The sequence below is a fragment of the Cupriavidus sp. HY129 genome (assembly GCF_059492215.1).
Genome location: NZ_CP083255.1, coordinates 446,781 through 468,044, shown reverse-complemented (window position 1 = coordinate 468,044; position 21,264 = coordinate 446,781). Strand labels below are relative to the sequence as shown.

The following is a 21,264-nucleotide window of genomic DNA, read 5'->3' as shown; positions in this document are numbered from 1 at the left end:
AGACAAGGAACACCATGATCCGCTCTCTCTGGATTGCCAAGACCGGTCTTGATGCGCAGCAGACGCAGATGGACGTGATCTCGAACAACCTGGCCAACGTGTCCACCACGGGCTTCAAGCGCAGCCGTGCCGTGTTCGAGGAAATGATGTACCAGACGATCCGCCAGCCGGGCGCGATGTCGTCGGACCAGACGGTGCTGCCGTCCGGCATGCAGATCGGTACTGGTGTGCGTCCGGTGGCAACCGAGCGTATCCACACGCAAGGCAACCCGCAGCAAACGGGCAACGCCAAGGACGTGGCCATCATCGGCAACGGCTTCTTCCAGGTGACGATGCCCGACGGCACCACCTCCTACACGCGCGACGGTTCGTTCCAGGTGGACCAGAACGGCCAGCTGGTCACGTCGAGCGGCTTCGTGATCAATCCGGCCATTACGCTGCCGGCCAACTACACGTCGGTGAACATCGCGCGTGACGGCACGGTGACCGTGATGCAGCCGGGCTCGACCAACGCAGCCACGGTGGGCCAGCTTCAACTCGCCACGTTCCCGAACCCGACCGGGCTGGAAAGCATGGGCGAGAACCTGTACGTGCAGACCGATGCTTCGGGCGCGCCCAACACCACGGTGCCGGGCCTGAACGGCGCGGGCACGCTCCAGAACAACTATGTCGAAGCGTCGAACGTGAACGTGGTGGAAGAACTGGTGAGCATGATCCAGACCCAGCGCGCGTACGAAATCAACAGCAAGGCGGTGCAGACGTCCGATCAGATGCTGCAGCGTTTGACCCAGATGGGATAAATGGCAATGACCATGGCCGCCACTCGCTCTGGCTCTCGCATCGTCGCATTCGTCGCGCACGCCATCGTCGGCCTGGCCGCGCTGGCCAGCGGCGGCTGCGCGATGATGCCCAAGGAGCCGCTCGTGCAACTGCCCACCACAGCGCGCGCCGAATCGCGCCCGGTGAGCGCGCCCACGGGCTCGATCTTTGCGTCTTCCTATGCGGCGGGCAATCCGCTGTTCGAGGACAGGCGGCCACGCAACGTTGGTGACATCCTGACCATCGTGATCACGGAGAACATCAACGCCAGCAAGAACTCGGGCTCTAATGCCAGCCGCGCCGGCAACAGCACGCTGAGCTTCAACGCGGTGCCGCGCGCGCTGGCTGGGCTGTTCAGCTCCGCTTCGAACGCCGACATCGGCGGTACCAACACGCTGAAAGCCAGCGGCGGGTCCTCCGCGACCAACACGTTCAACGGCACCATCACGGTGACCGTGCTGGAGGTGCTGCCCAACGGCAACCTGGTGGTGTCCGGCGAAAAGCAGATGGCCATCAACCAGGGCGCGGAGTTCATTCGTTTCTCGGGCGTGGTCAATCCGCGCACGATCACTGGCGACAATGGGGTGCTCTCCACCCAGGTGGCGGACGCGCGTATCGAGTACACCGCCAAGGGGTATATCGACGAAGCACAGAACATGGGCTGGCTGCAGCGCTTCTTCCTCAATGTCCTTCCGTTCTGATTCCGCCATGTTTTTGCCTCCGATGCCTTTCCACAAGCCAGGCTCGCTTTTGGGCACCCCGCCCGGCCTTCATTCCCGCTCAGGTCGCGCGGTCTTTCTTGCTGGCCTGCTGCTCGCGCTCTTCCTGGGCCTGGGCTTTGGCCACGCACATGCGGAACGCCTGAAGAACCTGGCGACGTTCCAGGGCGTGCGCGACAACCCGCTGGTGGGCTATGGCCTGGTCGTGGGGCTGGACAACACCGGCGACCAGACCATGCAGACGCCGTTCACCACGCAGAGCTTGCAGAACATGTTGTCGCAGCTTGGCATCACGCTGCCAGCAGGCAAGAACATGCAGCTCAAGAACGTGGCGGCGGTGATGGTGACCGCAGCGCTGCCGGCGTTCGCGCAGCCTGGCAGTCAGCTCGACGTGGTGGTGTCGTCGATGGGTAACGCCAAGAGCCTGCGTGGCGGTACGCTGCTGATGACGCCGCTCAAGGGTATCGACGGGCAGGTGTACGCCGTGGCGCAGGGCAACATGCTGGTGGGCGGCGCGGGCGCGTCGGCCAACGGCAGCAAGGTGCAGATCAACCAGCTCGCCGTGGGCCGCATCGCCAACGGCGCCATCGTAGAGCGCGCCGTGCCTTCCTTCCAGCCGGAAGGCGGCTTCATGAACCTCGAACTCAAGGACACCGATTTCGGCACCGTCGAGCGCGTGGTCGAGGCGATCAACCGCAATCTGGGCGCGGGAACTGCCACCGCCATGGATGGCCGCGTGGTGCAGGTGCGCACGCCGCAGGCGTCATCGGCGCGCGTGGGATTCATGGCCCGGATCGAGAACCTCGACGTGACGCCGGCCAAGGCCGCCGCCAAGGTCATCCTGAATGCCCGCACGGGCTCGATCGTGATGAACCAGGCCGTGACCGTGGAAGACTGCGCGATCGCGCACGGCAACCTGTCGGTCGTGATCAATACGCAGCCGGTCATCAGCCAGCCGGGGCCGTTCAGCCAGGGTCAGACCGTGGTGGCGCCGGTGTCGCAGATCGACATGAAGCAGGGCGGTGGATCACTCCAGATCGTGAAGGCCGGCGCATCGCTGGCGGCAGTGGTGAAGGGCCTGAACGCGCTTGGCGCGACCCCGGCCGACTTGCAGACGATCCTGGAAGCCATGCGTGCTGCGGGCGCCCTGCGCGCCGAGCTGGAGATCATCTGATGACGGGCTCGACGCTCTCCGGACAGTCCGACATCTCGCAGCGCTTCGCGCTCGACACGCAAGGGTTCGAGGCGCTCAAGAACCAGGCGCGTGCCGGCAACAACAGCAGTTCGCTGCAGGCCGCCGCCAGGCAGTTCGAAGCCGTGTTCACGAACATGGTGCTGAAGAGCATGCGCGATGCGACGCCGTCGGACGGCCTCTTCGACAACGAGCAGACCAAGCTCTATATGTCGATGATGGACCAGCAGCTGTCGCAACAGCTCTCCACACGTGGTATCGGTTTGGCCGACGTCATGATCCGCCAGCTTGCGCGCGCCACGGGCCAGCAACTGCCGCCGAACATGGCAACGGCCGGCGGGGTCACCGCCGCAAGCATCCAGGACGCCCAGATGGCCGGCCTGCTCGATGGCCGTGGTGCGACCGATGCCGATGGTCCGGCAGTGCCGGTGGGCACGACGCTGCCCGGCCCGGCGTGGAACCCGACCGCCGGCGTGCGCCAGTACCAGAATCAGTCGGACTGGCAGGGCAACGGCCAGTCTCAACTGGGACAACTGCCCAACGACACGCCCGAACACATCAGCAGCTTCGTCAACCGCATGGCAGGCCCGGCAATGGTCGCGTCGCGCGCATCGGGCGTGCCGGCCAAGCTGATCGTTGGTCAGGCCGCGCTCGAATCGGGATGGGGACGCCGCGAGATCCTCAATGCGGATGGCTCGACGTCGTTCAACGTCTTCGGCATCAAGGCCGGTGCGAACTGGAAGGGGCCGACGACCGAGGTGCTGACCACCGAATACGTCGATGGCCAGCCGCAGAAGGTGCGTGCCCGCTTCCGAGCCTATGGCTCATACGAAGAGGCTTGCAATGACTATGCGCGGCTGCTGACCTCCAACCCCCGTTACGCGGGCGTGGTGGCGGCAAACAGCGCCGATGAGGCCGCCCACGGCTTGCAGCGCGCGGGCTATGCCACCGATCCGGCCTACGGCGAGAAGCTCGTCCGGATCATGAAGAAGGTTTCGACCTGAAGCATTGCGATAGAGGGTGGGTCCCCTATGCCGCGTTGTGGACGAGGGGAGGGAACAATCGGTGAACCTGCATGGCGCGGCGCTTTTCAGCCGCGCTATTGGCATTTGTGGAAGCAGTTCTTCATGAGAGTACGCGCTCACAACTACTCCGCATTTTCACGATTTGCAGCGCTAAAGTTGAGCGACGTTCCGGCCGTTATTCAGCACATCCACCGCCGTCGGCCGTGTGCCGCCGGCTTGCCATTCGATCCGGAGTCAGACAAACATGTCTCTGTTTAATATCGGTCTGTCGGGCCTGAACGTGGCGCAGAACGCGCTGACGACCACTGGCCACAACTTCAGCAACGCCGCGACTCCGGGCTACACGCGCCAGAGCACGATCGTCGCGTCGGCCGGCGGCCAGTTCACGGGCTCCGGATTCTTCGGCCAGGGCTCCACCACTGTTACCGTGCAACGCGTCTACGACGGCTTCCTGACCGGCCAGCTTCGCACGGCCACATCGGCCAGCAGCGAGCTGTCCACGTTCTCGAGCCAGATTTCGCAGATCGACAACCTGCTGGCTGACCAGAACGCGGGTCTGGCCCCGCTGATGCAGAAGTTCTTTGCCGCCGTGCAGACGGTATCGGACACGCCGGGCGACACCGCGGCGCGGCAAGGCATGTTGTCCGCCGCCCAGGCGCTGACCGGCCAGGTCAAGGCGTCGAGCGACTACTTCAAGCAGCTTCAGGACGGCATCAACACGCAGCTCACGTCGTCGGTGCGTCAGGTCAACGACTACACCAAGCAGATCGCCAGCCTGAACAAGCAGATCTCGCAACTGACCGCCGCATCGGGCGGCCAGCCACCCAACGACCTGCTGGACCAGCGCGATCAGGCCGTGTCCGAGCTGACCAAGCTGGTGGGCGCGAAGGTCGTGGTGCAGGATGGCAATACGTATAACGTCTTCGTCGGTAACGGCCAGCCGCTGGTGATGGGCTCCGAATCGTACGATATGACCGCGGTGCCGTCGGCCGCGGACCCGAGCCGCATCACGATCGGCTACACGCTGCCCAACGGCAACACGGTGCAGTCGGAAGATGGTTCGGTGACCGGTGGCTCGATTGGCGGGCTGCTGCGCTTCCGCAGCCAGTCGCTCGACCAGGCGCAGAACGCCATCGGCCGCCTGTCGCTGGCGATTGGCCAGGTGTTCAACAACCAGCACAAGCTCGGTATCGACCTGAACGGCGCAACGGGCACCGATCTTTTCTCGCTGGGCCAGCCGACGACCTACGCGAACGCGAACAATAAGTCGAACGCGGTTGCCACGGCCACGATCACCAACGCCGGCAGCCTGACTACCAGTGACTACTCATTGAAGTTCGACGGCACGAACTACTCGCTGACGCGTCTGTCGGACAACACCGTCGTGTCGACGTCAACCTCGTTGAACGGCATTGCTGCGGACGGCATTTCCGTCAGTCTCAACGGACCGATGAGCGCCAACGATTCGTTCCTGATCCAGCCGACACGCAATGCCGCGGCAGGCTTTGGCACGCTGATCACGGACCCGGCCAAGGTGGCCGCCGCTTCGCCGGCACGCGCCGACGCCAGCACGCAGAACACCGGATCCGGCACGGCCCAGCTCAGTGGCGTGGCGCAGGGGTTCACGCAACTGTCGGGCAAGATCACGGCCACCTACACAGGCGCTGGCTATACGTTCACCGATGCCCTGGGCAACGTAGTGACCCCGACCAGCACCGCCGCCAACGGTACCGGTACCGACTACACCTTCAGTGGTCTGACCTTCCATTTCGACGGCACGCCGAAGGCGGGCGACACGTTCACGCTGTCGAGCAACTCCGGCGCGACGGCGGACAACGGCAATGCCCTGGCGCTGGCCAAGCTGCAGACCGCCAAGACCATCAACGGCACGTCCAGCTTCAACGACGCCTATGCGTCGCTGGTCAACCAGGTGGGCAGCGATGCCAAGTCGGCAAGCATTGCCTCGGAGTCGCAGGACAGCATCACCACACAGGTAACGTCGGCACAGCAGTCGGTGTCCGGCGTGAACATGGACGAAGAAACGGTGAACCTGCTCAAGTTCCAGCAGCTTTATCAGGCGAATGCGAAGGTCATCCAGACCGCCAGCACGATCATCGACACGCTCCTCAGCATCGGCTGACCGGGCCACGTCCTCCACTGACAGTTCAAACGGATACGAAGGAATCACGCCATGCGCGTCGCTACCTCCACCCTGTACCAGCAAGGCCTGGCTTCGATGAACAACCAGCAGTCCAAGCTGCTGTACGTGCAACAGCAACTTGGCACTGGCCGCCGCATCCTGACACCGTCTGATGACCCCGTGGCCGCCACGCGTGCGCTCGGCGTCGCCCAGGCCCAGTCCGTGAACGGGCAGTACGCCACGACCCGCAAGCAGGCCAATGCATCGCTGGGCCTGGAGGAGAATACGCTCCAGTCGGTCACGACCACGATCCAGAATATCCAGTCGCTGCTGGTGAACGCCGGTAACGGCACGATGAGCGACACAGACCGCGCGTCGCTGGCCACGGCGTTGCAGGGGCAGTACGATCAGCTTATGGGTCTGGCCAACGCCGACGACGGCAATGGCAACTACCTGTTCGCGGGCTTGCAGGCCAACACGGTACCGTTTGCGAAGAACGCCGCCGGCGCGGCTGTGTACCAGGGCGACAACAGCCATCAGCTGCTGCAGGTGGACGTCGCGCGCCAGATGGAATCGGGCAATACAGGCGCCGAAGTGTTCATGAGCGTGACGACCAACGCCGGCTACGTGCTCAATGGCAATGCCGGCAACGCCGGTACCGCCACGTATGGGCCGATCTCTGTTTCGGATCCGACCAACCCGCTCTATGGCACGCCGCTGAAGCTGACCTTCCAGCCCAATGGCACGACAGGGGCAATGGAGTACCAGGTATCGAACGCCACTACGGGAGCGGCGATTGGCACGGTCCAGCCCTACACTGATGGCACGCCCATCAACGTGGGCGGCGTATCGTTCACGGTCAAGGGCACGCCGGCCGCTGGCGATTCGCTAACGGCCGTGCCCGCGCAACAGGCCGGCGCGGACATCTTCGCGAACCTGCAGAACGTCATCAGCGCGCTGAAGAAGCCGATCGACACCGGCACGAACACGGACGCGGCCAGCGCCAACCTGCAGAACGTGCTGGCCACCGGCATCCGCCAGATGGGCAACTCGCTCGACAACGTGCTGACGGTCCGCTCGTCGGTGGGCTCGCGCATGCAGGAACTCGACGCGCTGGACACGATCGGCCAGAACCGCGATCTGAACAGCAAGTCCACGCTGTCCGACCTGCAGGATCTGAACTACGCGTCGGCCATCACCGAGTACTACCAGCGCCAGACTGCGCTCCAGGGCGCCCAGCAGTCGTTCATGCAGATCCAGGGGATGAACCTGTTTCAGTACCTGAGGTGATCGGGGCTCCGTTCGCCATTTGCGGTGTATCGCGACAATAAGGTTGGTACGTCGCGACATTGAGGTCGGTACGGAGGGTGTTCAATCGCCCGCCACGCCTTGCTGGAGGCGGCCGTACCGACCTTCTCCATTTTTTTGTCGCCGATTATTTGTCACGCACAACGACAAAAATGCCAATAATTTCACACATCATTGTTGGCAATGATTGGTGCATTCGAGTACCGACATCACCAATTCATTATGTTCGCACCTTGTTAAAGGAACGTAAAATGTGGCCATCTGTGCTCTTTTTGATATCACCGGGCGCTGATATTACTGAGATTGCTACGGATTGCGCCTGAGCGTTCACACGTTGGGTTCCAACGAGGTCCTTTTAGTCAGGCAAACTAGTCCCACAGGCGGTTCGGCCCTCAAAGCTGATGATCGGTACGCAGCATCCCAAACGATCGCGATCTAGCTTGTCCATGCGTAGGCTGTCCCTCTCACGGAACTCTTGCTTCCAGCGGCGCTTAACCATCGCTAGAAAGGACAGAAGAGTTCATCATCGAGCCAGCTTGACCAGTCCCAAACGAACATGCAGTCGCCGCGACCCTCTAGGGAAAATATGGGTACCTGTTCACGCCTTATGATGTCCCTAAGCTCATCTTGCCAAGGTTGAGGTACCGAAGACAGTGGCACATAGGCCGGGCGGCCACCCGAATTGATGACTGGTACGCAGTGTCTCAATTGACGGCGATCTAGCTTGTCCATGCGTAGGCAGTCCCACTCATTGAACTTACGCCGGCGCGGCGCGACAGGCTATTGGGCCTTCCCGGTAGCAAACAAATACTCGCCCACCGTTCCGTCGCGACAGAGCAAGCCGGTGTCCTCCGGAAACAGATAGTGCTCCAGACCCTCAAAGTCTTCGTAGCAAACGACTTCTCGACCGTCTGCCAAGTAAACCCTGAGGGCGGCAACGTGCTCGAGGTGCGGCGACTCTCCTTCCATGGGCTCGGGGAAATGGAGTATCGAAAGTGTGTTCCCTTCGCGGCAGTACGCAGGGTCTTCAAGCACAACAAACAAATCAGAAACGCCGGAAATCAAAAGAGCCTGTATGACAGAATCGTGCTTGGGACCGATTCGCAGCTTCAAGAGAAAGCACGGCAGGCGGCCACACAGCGCAGCATAGCGAAAGGGAATGAACGGGTACGCCATCGTGCGCAGGGCCGGCGTTCGATCAGTCCAAGTGGAATCTAGCAGTAGCATATCTTTCTGGTACGTGGACTGTTGTGAGCGCTTGTTGCTCTAAGCCATTGGTGAGTGTGCATTCTACCGGAATCTGCGAACATTATCCCGTTTTGGGATATTTCTAATTAGATGATGGCATCGCGGGGATGAAAACCATCCACGACGATCGTTATCAAGCGATAGTTCGCAAACTCATTGAACTCCGGAAATCTACAGGGACCACCCAGCAGTCCATGGCGGATGCACTAGGTCGACCGCAATCATTCGTCTCAAAGGTCGAGTCACTGGAGCGTCGACTAGATGTCGTCGAACTCCACGACTGGCTGCAGGCGTTAGGCGTCGACGCCGGGTCGTTTTTGCGTGAGTTCACTTGGTGGTGAATCGGCCGTTGTCTTACTCCGCTACCGTCATCATGGATTCGGAGTCCTGTACGCGGTCAAGTCGGGAGGCGTGATGACGTGGAGCGATGTCGGTCCGCTCGCTTCGTGAGCAAGCAGCTGATGGTGGGACACGCAGAATTCTTGTAGGGTGTTTTGAAGTCGTTGACCGGTAGCTCCGCTGCAGAAGACGTGCCAACTTGCGCCCAGCGGCAAGAGAGCGCCGATAAAGTCGCTTATATGCTCTCGCCCGACGTGCAACCATCCCTGACCGTTGACTATTGAGCTGAAACGAAGCAGCGCATCGAAAGTTTGGACTTCGGACAGCTCCGAGAGATCTAGCATTGGGCGTGACCAGCCTGACGACATGCACGGATTCACTGCAGGATAATTCCCGGTATCGGCGCACTTGCGGCGTCCGACGAGATTTCATGATCGGCCGTCGCCGTGAGTGTGGTCTATCGCCATCGTCGGGAGGGGCCTAGCGTGGCTGCCGCGAACAAATAGGAGAGATCACAGATGTCCGTACTTGAAGGGGCTAAACGTTGGGTGTCTGCAAATCGTAGCGCCTTCATGGCTATCTCTGCCGTTATGGCCTTGACGCTTATTTCGCTCCAACTCGCCGCGTTCTTTCCCGGTAGTCAAGACGGCCAGACCGTCGCCGCCTGGTTTCAGGCTGTGGGCTCGGTCGCCACCATACTGGGTGCAAGCTACTTCGCCATGCGTCAAGTGAACGAAAGCAGACGACTGGCGGGGCAACTGGAAGGCGATCGGCTCAAGCGACGCTGGTCGTCCGTCAAGGCGATCGCGGACGCCCTCTACCAGTAGTGTCTGGACGTGTCTGTCGAGTTCGAGGGCGAAAGACCAGATTTTAGATTTGTGGCCTTTGCCCAGAGTTACGATGCGGATCGATTCAGCCGGGCGCTTCACCGTATTGATGAGGTACCGCTTTTCGAGCTGGATTCGGACGCATTGGTCACAGCACTCACCGGATTCAAGGAGGAGGCCGATCGACTCCGCTTCTATGTCAACTGGGGCATGAAAGAAATGAAAGCGGAGAAGAGGTGTCTGACGTCTGATCCGGATGTGCCTGAGGGTTTCGTAAAGGAAGCAGGTGGACTCCAAATGCTGGCGGTGACGGAGTACTACCTTGCGGTTCAAGCGGTCACCGGCGGCACAGTGCTGAGCGAACCCAGGCGCTTTGAACCTTATTGCTAACGTAGGCAGCGTCGTTCCCTGTACCCGATGGCTATCGGGTTCGTCAGCACCGTCAGCACCAAGATGCGGTGACTTAAACGGCGACGGGAGGCTGCGCCGACGTCAGCTCTCACGAAGAGAATCTCGCGTACCGTACAGCGCGACGTGAGGCCATCGGCGACGAAATAAATGCAACAACCTACAGTTCGCGCAGGGTTGCTGCGCTCAAAAACTCTGCCGCAAAAACTCTCAAATCACCTCTAACGGGTTGGGGTGCAACGCGGCCCCCAAAATGCGCGGGTCCACTGCAGGATAACTCTGCTTATCTGCTATCGTAAATCGGCCGACACCTGCGGCCTACGCGCGTTGCTCCGCCCGTGCCGTGCTCGTTCCGACGCCTGGAGTTGCCATGGCCGCGTCTGTGCCCCCTGACTCGCCTGCGCCCGCACCGCCGCGTGGTCCCTACAGCGTGCTGCGCCCGCGCCTGCACCGCGGCCACTTCGCCTTCCTGCGTGCGGTGGCGCAGGGCCTGTCGCCGCGTGCCATGTGGGCGCGCTATTTGGGCGACGCCGGCGCCTTCGACGACGGCCCGCGCGTACACCGCATGGCAGCCTGGGTGCGTGCCGAACTGGGCGCGGCGGCGGCGCGCGGCGGCGACTTCGCCCGGGCCCGGCTGCTGCGCCTGGAGCTCGCACCGCCGCCATCGCCGGATGCTCCCCCCACCCTGGCCGCCTTCGTGGCCGCGCAGGGGCTCGACGGTTTTGGCGAGGCCGAGCAGCTGGCGGCGTGGGCGGCGGCCTATTCGCCCTCCGCACCCCCCGGGGGCACGATGCGCTCGCGCGAGCGGCGGCGCCTGCATCTGCTGCAGCGCCAGCTTGACGCCATCCACGCGCTCGAGGCGCAAGTCGCCCAGCCGGTGTCGCCCGCCGATGGCTGCGAGGCGTGGCTGGTCGACGCCGTGGCCGCCCGGCTGCACCGGGCGCGCCTCGCGACCCTGGGGGACCTGGTGCATTGCCTGCGGACCCGGGGACCCGGCTGGTGGCGTCCGCTGCGCGGCATCGGCGCGCGCAAGGCCCGGGCGATCACCGCGTTCCTGCGCGCGCACGCGGACACGTTAGGCGAGGTACCGGACCCCGACCCCGTGGCCGATGGCGCCGCGCCGCCGCTGGCGGAGCACGCGTGCAGTCCATTCGTGCCGCTCGAGCGGTTCACGCCGCCCGTGACCCTCGACGGGCGCGCCGGGGCCTACCGCTGTCCGCGCGCGCAGTGCCGGCTGGCGGCCGATAACGACCGGGACGCGGTGCTGGCGTGGCTCGCCAGCAAGGGCGACGGCCAGAGCGGTTCGCTCACCTGCACGCAACGGGCGTACCGCAAGGAGGCCGAGCGATTCCTGCTGTGGGCGGTGCTCGCGCGGCGCTGCGCGCTGTCGTCCGTGACGATCGAGGACGCCGTAGCCTATCGGGCCTTCCTGCTCGCACCGCCGCCCGACTGGTGCAGCACGCATGCCCAGCCCCGCTGGAGCGCGCGGTGGCGGCCGCTGGCCGGACCGCTCTCGCCCGCCTCGTGTGCCTATGCGCTCGCCGTGCTCGGCAACCTGTATGCGTTCCTGGTCGACCAGGGGTATCTGAGTGGCAACCCGTGGCGCGCGGTGCGGGCGCCACGCGCGGTGCGTCCGCACCTGGATCCGGGGCGCAGCTTCGCCACGGACCAGTGGGTGTTTGTGCGGGGAGAGCTGGCGGCCTTGCCGGCCTCCTCGGTCAATCAGCGGCTGCAGTTCGCCCTGCCGTTCCTGTACGAGACGGGCCTGCGGTTGTCGGAACTGGTTGCGGCGACCACGGATGACCTGCACTGCGAGCGGAGCGCGGATGCCGGTGACGCGTGGTGGCTGAGCGTGATCGGCAAGGGCGGGCGCCTGCGCGAGGTGCCCGTGGCGGCCTGCCGGATCGCCCAGCTCCGCGCCTATCTGCGCGCCCGCGGCCTGCCCGACGACCCCCAGCAAGCAGCAGGGGCCGCGCTGCTGGGGGCGGCGACCGACCGGGCGGAGCGCACGCCCTGGGCGCGCCTGGGGGCCTTCGATCCGGCCGCGCCGATCGCCGCCAGCACGTTTCATCGCCAGATCAAGCGGTTCTTCGCCCAGTGTGCCGCGCATCTTGCACCCACCGATGCCGCCGCGGCCGCCCGCCTGCAACGCGCCAGTACGCACTGGATGCGGCATACCCATGTGAGCCATGCCCTGGCAGGGGGCGTCCCGATCGAAGTGGTGCAGCAGAACGTGGGCCACGCGTCGCTGGCCACCACATCGCGCTACGTGCGCGCGGAAGCCGTTCGGCGACACGGGGCGATGCGGCGCTGGTGGGCCAGTGCGCCCCACTAGCGGGAGCTACGCCGCCGGTAGCGATGCGCTACAGCCGCCTTACCCGCCTGTGTGGTGGTGCCATTCGGGCCTCGCGCCGTGGCTGCACTAAGCTGGAGCGAGGATCTTCCCAGACCGTGCCGGCGCTTTTGACTGGCAGAGGAGGGCCATGAACACGCGCGGGCGCATCGACGTGGCGATACCCGCCGCGCCGCTGCCGCCATCCCGGCTCTTCACCGATCTCACGCCGCGCAGCTTTTTGCTGGATCGCTTGCCGACTCCGGACCAGCCGCGCAAGACGCTTGCGGCACGCCTGATCGACGCGGCGCAGGTCGAGCCGCCCGAGGCCGTCAGCGCCTGCCTGCCGCCATGGGTGCGGCAGCGCTATGCCCTGGGCCGCGTGTTTGTGCCCACGGCGGCCGAGCAGGAGGTGGCCGAGCGCATGCTGACCATGATCTGGCTTGCCACGGCGGCTTACGGCGAATCGCTGGCGGAGATCAACCGGACCTATCTGCGTGCGGTGGGCTGGGACGGCTGGGGCCACCGGGAGCTGGCGCGCAGCAACGCCACGCATGCCATCCCCCAGTCGCTCCTCGTCAGCGCGCCCTGCACCATGCAGGTGGCGAAGCTGTTGCGGGCCATGCAGGCCATGATTGGTCCCTTTTTCGAACACAAGCATGTGTTCGAACGACTGGCCGACGGCACCATCCATGAGACGGATGCCAGTATCGAGCAGATTGGGCTGCTGCCGGTGCGTATGCCAGAGCGGCCGTACCCGGCCGATCTTTACCTGAACATCTGCGACGCGATTGACGACCTCGAAGACACGCAACTCTATCGCAGCGAGCGCTTTACCAACCTGCGCGCGCAGGAAGGCCACCTGCGCCAGGTGTTGGCCGGCTTGCATGTCGGCCTGCTGGCGGTCTATGGCGTCGACAGCCAGCATCTGTCGACTGGCCTGACGGCAGTGTGGGGGTTGCTGGAGAAGATTCGCGACTGGGGCGTCCCCGTCGCCGTGTTCGTCACGTCGGCCATTTTGCACAGCCCGCTCACGGCTGCGTACTGCCATCTTTTCCCGGAGCCGTGCTACGAGATTCCCAGGCTCGGTCCCGCCGACGCCCGCGCGACCATCGCGCAGGCTTGGTCCGCCCTGGGGCTGGCCGGCGAAGTGCCGGGCGAGATGCTCGACGTGGCCCGCCAGTGCTTTGGCCAGCGGGACTGGATCGAGGCGGCGCTCACCGAGTACCTGAGCCTCCTGCATCATGAGTCGCGAGCGGCCGCCGATCGGGCATTGCACGACTTGCACCTCGTGAACTGTCGGGGCGCGGCGGCCGTTCCCTTCGCCTGCTGGACCCACTTCACCGCGACCCATGAACGGCCCCTGCAGTCCTTGCAGGCGCGCGAGTTGCGGGACTGGTTTCCGGTGGCGATGACCAAGGATCCCGAGTTGGCCTTCGTATTGCCGAAGCGCAAGAAGGGGCGATAGTGCAGATGGCCTCACAGAAGACCTTCGTGCCCCTGGGCCCACGCCCGGCGTTCGAGTCGGCCAGTAGCCTGGCGCGGGCGCTGCGCGCGCCGCTGGCACAGGCCGCCGGCGTGGGCCGCACGCAGGGCATGACGCGGCTGGCCTTCGGCACGGTGGACTGCCCCTTGCGCCTGCTGGCGGCCTTGTATGCCGGGCTGGTGGGATCCGGCGAGCAATTGCGTGACACGCGGACCTTGTTCGCCTTCTGCGCGATCGGGCTGGCACGTCGGGAGCTGGACGCCTTCAACAGTCGGGTGCTGGATGGGGGCGGGCCGGTGCGGCACTGGCAGTTGCCCGCGTGGTTTGCCGGCGGTCTGGTGGCCCGCAAACTCTGCGGCACCTGCAGCGGCGAAGCGTGGCGCACGTTCGGGATCGAGGCCGATTTTTATCCGCACTATGCACCGGGTGTCACCGTGTGCTGGCAGCACGAGACAGCGTTACACTTGGCGACCGAAATGGGCCCCGGGTTTCTCGATCGCCGCCCACGTGACGCCTCGGCGTCCGAGATTGCCTTTGCCCGGTCCAGCTTCGTTGTGGCCCAGATGGACCCAAAGCAGGCCCGTGGCGTCTTTCGGGCCCGGATGGCGCAGGCCGGCTACTGCCGACCCGACGGTCGCTACCATGCGAGGCCATTGCGCCGCGACTTCGAGGCATTTGTCGCGCAGGCGGCGCTGCCACCGCCCTTGACGCGTTTGGCGACACTCCCCACGCGGTGCGCAAGGATATGCGCCTGGCTGGACGATGAGGAGCGACGCCTACACCCGTTGTACATCGTGCTCCTGGATGGCTTTCTGGCCGGGACGATGGCGGCCGGCCGATCGCCGGTCTGCCTGCGTGCGCCGGGCCACGCACGTGCGGGATGGGCGGTCAAGCAGGCCAGTGGTCCGGGGCCCTGTCCGGTCGACCGCCGCCGGCACTACGAGCGCGAGGAGATTCCCGCGTTGCTGGGGCGGGGCTGCACCTGCGCGGAGATTGCGACGCTGATCCGGACCAGCCAGGCCACGGTGCACCGCATTGTCCGGGAGCGGGGCTATCGCGGGCTGTGCGACGCGGGGTTCGCCGAACGGTTGCGCCAGCGGGCACGGGCGGCCTGGCTGAGCGTGCAATGGCGCTATCCGTGGATGTCGACGAATCAGCTGCAGCGCTACGAGCCCAATGCCTTGGCGTGGCTGCGCGCGCATGACGCGCAGTGGCTGGCCACCCAGCGGCCCGTGGCCTGGCCGGCCGGGCGGTGCCGCACGGTGGATCCCGGACCCAAGGGCCAGGGCCGTGCCGTAGCGGCACGGCTGCGCCAGGCGCTGGCGCATCTGCAAGCCGAGGTGCGCGCGGGCCTGCGGCGGCGGTGCACCCGGCGCGCGATTTGCCGGCTGATGGGCATCGACGAGTACGCGTTGGCGCGGATGACGCGATGGCCGGGGGTCCGTCGCCTGCTCGATGCCGCCGGTTGCACTGGTGTGCGTGACGTGCCCGATCACCCGCCGCGGAGATCGCCATGAGCAAGCATCTGCTCGGGACCTTGCTGCCCATCCAGCCGGAGGAGCTATGCAGCGCGTTTGCGGCGCGTGCCGCCAAAATCCTGCTCGCCTCGAGCCAGGTCGGACGGGCGCAGATTGCGACGCTGGCGCATTGTACCGATGCGCCGCTGTTCGGCACGGAACTCGAAGCGGTGTCCGCGATCTTGCAGGCACAGGCAAAGCCGCCCCTCCAACTGGCCTATCAGCATAGCTTTCTGCCCCTGGCGATGGCGTTCGAAGCGCCCCACGTCGGACAATTGTTGTTGCGCGATGCCCTCCTGGGGCCTGACCACCAGGCGGTCAAGCTATTGCGGGCCAGTCTGCATGCCTTCATCCTCAAGCCGGGCGTCTGCCGGTCGTGCCTGCGCGAACAGCTCCAGTCCCTGGGGATGGGCATCTGGCTGCGCCAAGGCATGCTGTTGGGGTGGGAGATGTGCCTGATCCATCAGGAGCCGATCCAGCGCTTGTGCCCCGACTGCGCGCGGACCGACCGCGCGCGCCGTCTGCCCCTTGCACCGTCTGCACGCTGTCTATGTGGCAAGTCGCTGCGCGTAGACCGACATGTGGCGGCCCGCGAGTCGGAGTGGCTAGAGGTGGCCAAGGATCTCCAGGCCGTCCTGGCCGCCGACCCGATGCGGGTCAACGGCCCGGCGCTGCAAAGCCTGATTTGTCAGCACGGGCGCAGCTTGGCGTCGTGTGACACCGCCCCGGGCCATTGCTCGTGCCACCGCGAGCCCGACGCAGATCTGGGGGCCGGCAACAGCCTGCACTTGCGGGGGGCGGGGGAGACGAGCCGCGCCCGCGTGGTCCATGGGCATGGCTTGTCGGGCAGCCCGCTTGTCAACATCATGGCGCTGCGCACCCTTTTCGGTTCGGCGAGAGCGGCGCTCGCCCTGCTGCCGGTCGCCGGCGCGGCGAGCGACCCGGGCAAGTTGCCCGCAGCCGCCTTGCAGCAGACGCTGACCCCGGACGCAGAGCGGCTGGCGCTGGATCAGGCCATGGCGCTGGCGCTCAAGGCGCGCGCCCCGCATCTGCGGCTTTCGGATCTCGAGCTCGCATGGCGCGACGAGCTGACGTACCTGACCCTGTTCGCGTCGCCGTGGCTGACGGCGAATTTCTCCAGTACGGAGCGCCGGCAGGCACGCTGGGAAGTCACCGACGCGCGTTACGCACAGCACGTACATGACAAGGCGGCGGCCCTGCATCGGGATTTGCATGCACCGCCCATCACCATGAAACTGCTGCTCGAAGGGGTCGTTCGCTACGCCACCTATACGACGCAACGGGCGCGTCTGCCGAAACTCGTCGCAGCCCTGGAGGCCGAGGCGGAATCCGGAGAGGCGTGGAAGCGTCGCCATCTGCTGATCAAGCTGACCGACCATCCCGCGCTGGCCACCGGTGCGTTGGATCTCTCGTCCAGCGAGATTGATGCATTGACCCCCACCCAGCTGGAGAGCAAGCTCATCTGGATTACGAGACGGATCCGCGAGGCCAATACCGAGCGTGGAGCCAGGAAGGGCGCCGCCACGCCATCCCAGAAATCGCCCGCGCGAGCTGGCCATGGCAGGCGATGACCAGCGGGACGGGTCGTGCGCCAAGGACCGGACCGGCGACGGGCCAAGTGGGGAGGACGTGCCGGCGCTGCGTTACCAGAACCTTGCCACGTACTGTGTGTGCGATCCCATTCTCGAGATGCCAGAACGCGACCGCTTCGGCGTGCTGACGGGCAGCGCCTACCAGCACGATCTGTTTGCCAAGGGCAAGCGTGTCGGTATTGGCCTGCAGGGCTTCAGTGTCGATCTGCGCGGCGGACAGCACTTCTATTTTCAGAGCGCGTCGCAGTGGCGCGCCGATTTCCATCTCAAGATGTGCCCGTATGTGTGCGAAATCCGCTGCAGTTATCCCCTGATCGACGTGGCGAGGTTGCAGCGTGAGGGGCGCCAATCGATCGTGTATGCCGACGATTACGCGGTCGTGCACCGCATGCTCAGCGTGGAACTCAAGACGAAGCCTGGTCACGTGCACCTGCACGGACTGTGCTACCACCGCCGCGAATGGCTGCGGGCGCGAGCGCTGCTACGCGACACCGACGTCACGCTCGAGTACTTCCATCCACAAGATCTGCCCAATATCGAAATCAAGAACGCCATGACCTGCTATCAGTGGCTGCATCGCAGTGACCTCAATACCCTGCGGCCCCATGCAGTGCAGTTCGCCGCGAGGTTGCGTGACGCGCGCAACCACCGCACCTTGGAGGAGACCCTTCAGCGGATCGCAACGGCGCTGCCGTGCTGTCTCGATGCCGCCTACGAGCTGCTTGCAGCGAGTCTTGCGCTGGGCCTTGTCCGCATCGACCCGCGCTACGAACTGGCGCCCCACCGGGCGTTGCATTTGGTCAGGGTGGAGGTGTCATCATGAAAACGCCCCTTTGCCCGATCGAACTCAATCGGCTGCTGCAATGGACAGACGGCAATGGCGAAGACAGACGCTATCGCTTGGTGGCGTTTGACGCGCGCCGCGGCCGACTGGCCTTTTACCCGCTGGATGCGAAGGGTGCGACACGAGACGACAGCTTTCCGCTGGTCGCGTTTCCGGTCGACCAGATCGCGCGGGAAATGGCCTGCGGAAGGCTCGTCGAGATTCCCGAGACGGAGGAGGTGGCCTGCACGCGACGCCATGCCGCAAAACTGGCACCAGCCGATGTCGAACGTTGGGCAACGCGTCGCGCGATGATTGCGGCGCTGCTGGAGATCGGGCAGGCCGAGAGCCGGCGGATGGGCATCCCCGATACCAATGCCTTATTCTTTGAGCCCGCGCTATTCACCGCCACCGTGGCCTTCGTGAGCGATCGTTTCAGGCAGCGCCCAGCCCGGGTCAAGCGACTGGTTGTGCAGTGGCTCCGTCAGGGCGCGGACGACCTGGCGATCATACCCCGTACGGGACAGCGGAAGGCCAGCAAGTTGATTCCCAGGAACGACCGCTTAAAGCGGCGCCCGGGCCGACGATCGGCCTACGAGATCCTGCATCAATGCACGCTGGGCCGGTTCAACGAGTTCTGGCGAGCGCGAGTCATGGCCGCTATTGTGGTGGCGCGCATCGAGTCTGACACATGGGGAAAAGCCTGGATCAGGCTGCGGCAATGCAAGCGATTTTATGCCGACATGCGCAGTCGCTTCAGTCACGTGCCGGGGCATCTCGACGACGCTGACCCACCGCGCATCGCCGCCATCCGGCTGCCCTCCGCGGACATCCTCAACCGGCACAAGCGCGCGATGCTGAAAGATCTTCGCGAGGAGATCTTCCCGCCCGCGACGCATTCACCGACGGGGGGCAACGCGACGGATCTGTGCAACGGGCGTCTCGTGATCTGGGACATGGACGCAACCGTGCTCGAGTTTATTGATATCGTCGTGGAGGCAGACGGAAAACGGATCGTTGTGGGGCCGCCCACGCTCATTCTCGTGGTCGAACGTCGCAGCAACTGCATCGTGGGGTGGTTCCTGACGGTCCGGCCGGAGAGTAGCCTGTGTTACTGCTATGCCCTCTATAACGCGTTGACCGATAAAGGGCCGAGGCTGCGCCAGCTTGGCTTTGAGGAGACACCGCAAGGCATTGTCTCTGGCGATTGCGACGGAGCGTTCATCGACCGCGGGCCCGGACGCGGCCATCAGTTCGTCAGGATGACTGCAGATGAACTGGACATTGATTTGACGTGGGGCAGAACGAGGGTCCCGGAGGACAAGGGGGATGTGGAGGAGGCCGGCGGACTGGTCAAGCGGCGGGTGCGTGACGAGGAGACTGACCTTGAAAACACCTGGTTGATTCAACAGACGCGAGCGGCAGTGAAAGCGAAGACGGCGATGTTCCCGACCGGTGTCATTACGACGGAGCGACTCATCGCCAATCGCACGGAAAGACGGCACGGAAAGGCGCCCGACAGAATCGAAGCGACCCTGCGTGGCTGTGAGCGCATGGTCGTGGACGCCATCGCGCAGATCAACGCCGCGTGGAAGTCGGACCGGTCGGGCTTGACATTGGGCATGCAGGTGCGGCGGGTTCCGAATACACGGGTTGGTATTCACACCGCCATGCAGGAGGCGAGGCGAGGCAACGCCCGTGCGCCCAGGAGCGAGACCTCGCTGCTGTGGGCCACACTGCCGAAGCACTATCACTGCAAGCTGCGTCGCGGCGTGATACGCAAGGACAATGTCGTCTATGGTGGCAATCGCGAAGACGACTGTGGGTGCGAGGCGGCCGCCGCGCTCGCCGAGTACGCCAAGCAATGGCAACTGGAGCATCCGAATGACCTACAATCGCCAACGGTGGCGCCGATCCTGATTCCGCCCTATGGGAATTGTGCGTTGTGGGTGCGTGGCGAGGAGGTCGTGGTGATACCTGCGCGTGGACAGGCCAGGGAATGCTATGGCGAGGACGTCGATCTGGAGATCATCGAATTCCTGAAACTCGATTTCAACAGCGAGAAACGGGCGTACGAAATCAAGGGCGATCCAAAGCCACCTGTCATGGCTGGCCGGGCGGCACAGGAGGCCAGTAAACGGATCTTGGCAGCCGTTGGTAGTCCCCCGACGGCGGGGGCGGCTACCGTCAAGATGGCGGCGCGCCGGCATGCCCAGCACGCAGAGGATGTATCGCACTTCAACGAGGTTGCGGGAAAGGTTGGGTTGCCCACCGACGCACCGGCCGAGAAAGCCGCTAGGCCGGGCTCGGCGGACACCGAGATGGAGCTAAAGGACGCCGTGATTCGGCCCCGCGTGATCAAGGATGTGATCGATGGATGAGCGGTGAGGGCAGGCCGTGCAGAATTTAGGAAAGGAGACAAGTGCCAGTTTTGCTTGACATTCGTAGCTGGTAGATTTGCCCCCGCGTCTCCGGGCACGAGCGCGCACCTAGGTAGATCAGGTCATCGTGCGCCTGACTTTTGCGGGGGAACGGTAGACCATCAAGGCTGGGAAGCGGGCGCCTACCGATGATTCTGTCATCAGTGATGATGTCGGTAGGAAGCCACTCTTGCCGACCCCAGTTTGCGAAATTCCGCAAGCCGGCTCAAAAGAGGGGATCATAATTGTCCTCCTCGTCCGATCTTCGTGATTCATCAATCACGGTTGCGACGTTTGGCTCCGAAATCGAGCAGGCCATTCCGCGAATGCGCATGAAGATGTCGTCGCGACCGTACCATGCGCCACGAACAGCAATGCATGCGCTGTTGAAGTCTTCCTCTGTACCGCCGAGGGCCTTTGCGTTGCCCAGCCAGCGCGCCTTGCAGCGCAACTGATGTGCAGTTGCGCGTTGACGCAACTTGGGTTCCATAGGCAGTAGGCCGTCTGAGGTAGGGAATTCCGGCGCACCCAAATACGACTCAAACCAATAGAAGTATGCGCAGGCGCGCATCCAGTCGGCAGCGGCAGACCTATCGGACCCGAACGTTACTGATGACATTGCCGACGCCCGAGGCCGGACCACGCGGCGCCTGCCGCAACGCGGCGTGACTGTACCCGCCAAGTTACGACGCCAGACGGGGCCTCAACGGAGATACGATGGGCCTCCCGCTCGGCCCGCGGACGCAAGGCGGCTTCGACCTGTTCCACCACTCTCGTTTCTGAAACCTTCGGAACGACGCACTTTACTCTGCTGACGCGTTCGGCGGGGCTTTCAGCCGCAAGCTTCTCCACATACTTCTCGACGTTTCCTGACAAGCTGACGATTCCCTGATTAACTTCCACGCCGATGCTTGGGGCGCTGACACGATGCTCCCACTCTAACTCGTCGCTCACGAGCTTCTTGAACTCAGTGTCCGCTCTCATTGCTTGCTCCTTTGGTGTGGTCGACCGTTTCATCCAATATAAGAACGGTACGACCTAGCTCTTT

The 21,264-nt window shown here is 64.2% G+C and carries 18 protein-coding genes; 15 read left to right on the top strand and 3 right to left on the bottom strand.

Going from position 1 to position 21,264, the window contains the following annotated elements; genetic code table 11:
- Positions 1-14: 14 nt before the first annotated feature.
- The 6 genes from flgG (at position 15) to flgL (ending at position 7,185) form a co-directional block, all read left to right on the top strand.
- Positions 15-800 (top strand): flagellar basal-body rod protein FlgG, encoded by a 786-nt coding sequence (flgG, locus tag K6G35_RS18505; protein ID WP_008641159.1) that lies wholly within the window; start codon positions 15-17, stop codon positions 798-800.
- 6 nt (positions 801-806) lie between these two features.
- The gene (gene flgH, locus K6G35_RS18500) at positions 807-1,520 is read left to right on the top strand and encodes a flagellar basal body L-ring protein FlgH (RefSeq protein ID WP_008641166.1); all 714 of its coding nucleotides are present in this window, start codon (positions 807-809) and stop codon (positions 1,518-1,520) included.
- Positions 1,521-1,527: 7 nt separating this feature from the next.
- The gene (locus tag K6G35_RS18495; RefSeq protein WP_008641168.1) at positions 1,528-2,712 is read left to right on the top strand and encodes a flagellar basal body P-ring protein FlgI; all 1,185 of its coding nucleotides are present in this window, start codon (positions 1,528-1,530) and stop codon (positions 2,710-2,712) included.
- Positions 2,712-3,734, top strand: coding sequence for a flagellar assembly peptidoglycan hydrolase FlgJ (flgJ, locus tag K6G35_RS18490; RefSeq protein ID WP_008641169.1), 1,023 nt, complete (start codon positions 2,712-2,714; stop codon positions 3,732-3,734). The genes K6G35_RS18495 and flgJ overlap by 1 nt, the downstream gene beginning before the upstream one ends.
- A gap of 265 nt (positions 3,735-3,999) precedes the next feature.
- A complete protein-coding gene (gene flgK, locus K6G35_RS18485) occupies positions 4,000-5,895 on the top strand; it encodes a flagellar hook-associated protein FlgK (protein WP_008641171.1) in 1,896 nt (631 codons plus the stop codon).
- A gap of 51 nt (positions 5,896-5,946) precedes the next feature.
- The gene (gene flgL / locus K6G35_RS18480; protein WP_008641172.1) at positions 5,947-7,185 is read left to right on the top strand and encodes a flagellar hook-associated protein FlgL; all 1,239 of its coding nucleotides are present in this window, start codon (positions 5,947-5,949) and stop codon (positions 7,183-7,185) included.
- 798 nt (positions 7,186-7,983) lie between these two features.
- Here the strand turns inward: flgL and K6G35_RS18475 are convergent.
- Positions 7,984-8,430 carry a hypothetical protein gene (locus tag K6G35_RS18475; protein ID WP_017511005.1) on the bottom strand — a complete coding sequence of 149 codons (447 nt, stop codon included), beginning with the start codon at positions 8,428-8,430 and terminating at the stop codon, positions 7,984-7,986.
- Positions 8,431-8,558: 128 nt separating this feature from the next.
- Here K6G35_RS18475 and K6G35_RS18470 point away from each other — a divergent pair, with 128 nt between their 5' ends.
- From K6G35_RS18470 to K6G35_RS18430, 9 genes are all read left to right on the top strand, one after another.
- Positions 8,559-8,792, top strand: a complete 234-nt coding sequence (locus tag K6G35_RS18470) for a helix-turn-helix domain-containing protein (RefSeq protein ID WP_017511006.1) — start codon at positions 8,559-8,561, stop codon at positions 8,790-8,792.
- Positions 8,793-9,308: 516 nt separating this feature from the next.
- Positions 9,309-9,617, top strand: a complete 309-nt coding sequence (locus tag K6G35_RS18465) for a hypothetical protein (RefSeq protein WP_017511007.1) — start codon at positions 9,309-9,311, stop codon at positions 9,615-9,617.
- A 9-nt stretch (positions 9,618-9,626) separates the two neighbouring features.
- Positions 9,627-10,007, top strand: a complete 381-nt coding sequence (locus K6G35_RS18460; protein WP_215242968.1) for a hypothetical protein — start codon at positions 9,627-9,629, stop codon at positions 10,005-10,007.
- A 388-nt stretch (positions 10,008-10,395) separates the two neighbouring features.
- Complete coding sequence (locus K6G35_RS18455) at positions 10,396-12,360, top strand: site-specific integrase (RefSeq protein WP_017511009.1); 1,965 nt, start codon at positions 10,396-10,398, stop codon at positions 12,358-12,360.
- Positions 12,361-12,508: 148 nt separating this feature from the next.
- Entirely contained in the window at positions 12,509-13,825 is a 1,317-nt protein-coding gene (locus K6G35_RS18450; RefSeq protein ID WP_215242967.1) for a hypothetical protein, read from the top strand.
- Between the two features lie 5 nt (positions 13,826-13,830).
- Positions 13,831-15,360 (top strand): TnsD family Tn7-like transposition protein, encoded by a 1,530-nt coding sequence (locus tag K6G35_RS18445; RefSeq protein WP_215242966.1) that lies wholly within the window; start codon positions 13,831-13,833, stop codon positions 15,358-15,360.
- Positions 15,357-16,952, top strand: a complete 1,596-nt coding sequence (locus K6G35_RS18440) for a hypothetical protein (RefSeq protein WP_215242965.1) — start codon at positions 15,357-15,359, stop codon at positions 16,950-16,952. The genes K6G35_RS18445 and K6G35_RS18440 overlap by 4 nt, the downstream gene beginning before the upstream one ends.
- The gene (locus tag K6G35_RS18435) at positions 16,939-17,796 is read left to right on the top strand and encodes a hypothetical protein (protein ID WP_024570575.1); all 858 of its coding nucleotides are present in this window, start codon (positions 16,939-16,941) and stop codon (positions 17,794-17,796) included. The genes K6G35_RS18440 and K6G35_RS18435 overlap by 14 nt, the downstream gene beginning before the upstream one ends.
- Positions 17,793-20,177, top strand: a complete 2,385-nt coding sequence (locus tag K6G35_RS18430; RefSeq protein ID WP_495676838.1) for a TnsB C-terminal domain-containing protein — start codon at positions 17,793-17,795, stop codon at positions 20,175-20,177. Before K6G35_RS18435 ends, K6G35_RS18430 begins: the two co-directional genes overlap by 4 nt.
- 265 nt (positions 20,178-20,442) lie before the next feature.
- Here the strand turns inward: K6G35_RS18430 and K6G35_RS18425 are convergent, their stop codons facing one another.
- Positions 20,443-20,706, bottom strand: coding sequence for a hypothetical protein (locus tag K6G35_RS18425; RefSeq protein ID WP_215242963.1), 264 nt, complete (start codon positions 20,704-20,706; stop codon positions 20,443-20,445).
- A gap of 116 nt (positions 20,707-20,822) precedes the next feature.
- A complete protein-coding gene (locus K6G35_RS18420; protein WP_024570576.1) occupies positions 20,823-21,200 on the bottom strand; it encodes a BON domain-containing protein in 378 nt (125 codons plus the stop codon).
- Positions 21,201-21,264: the final 64 nt, after the last annotated feature.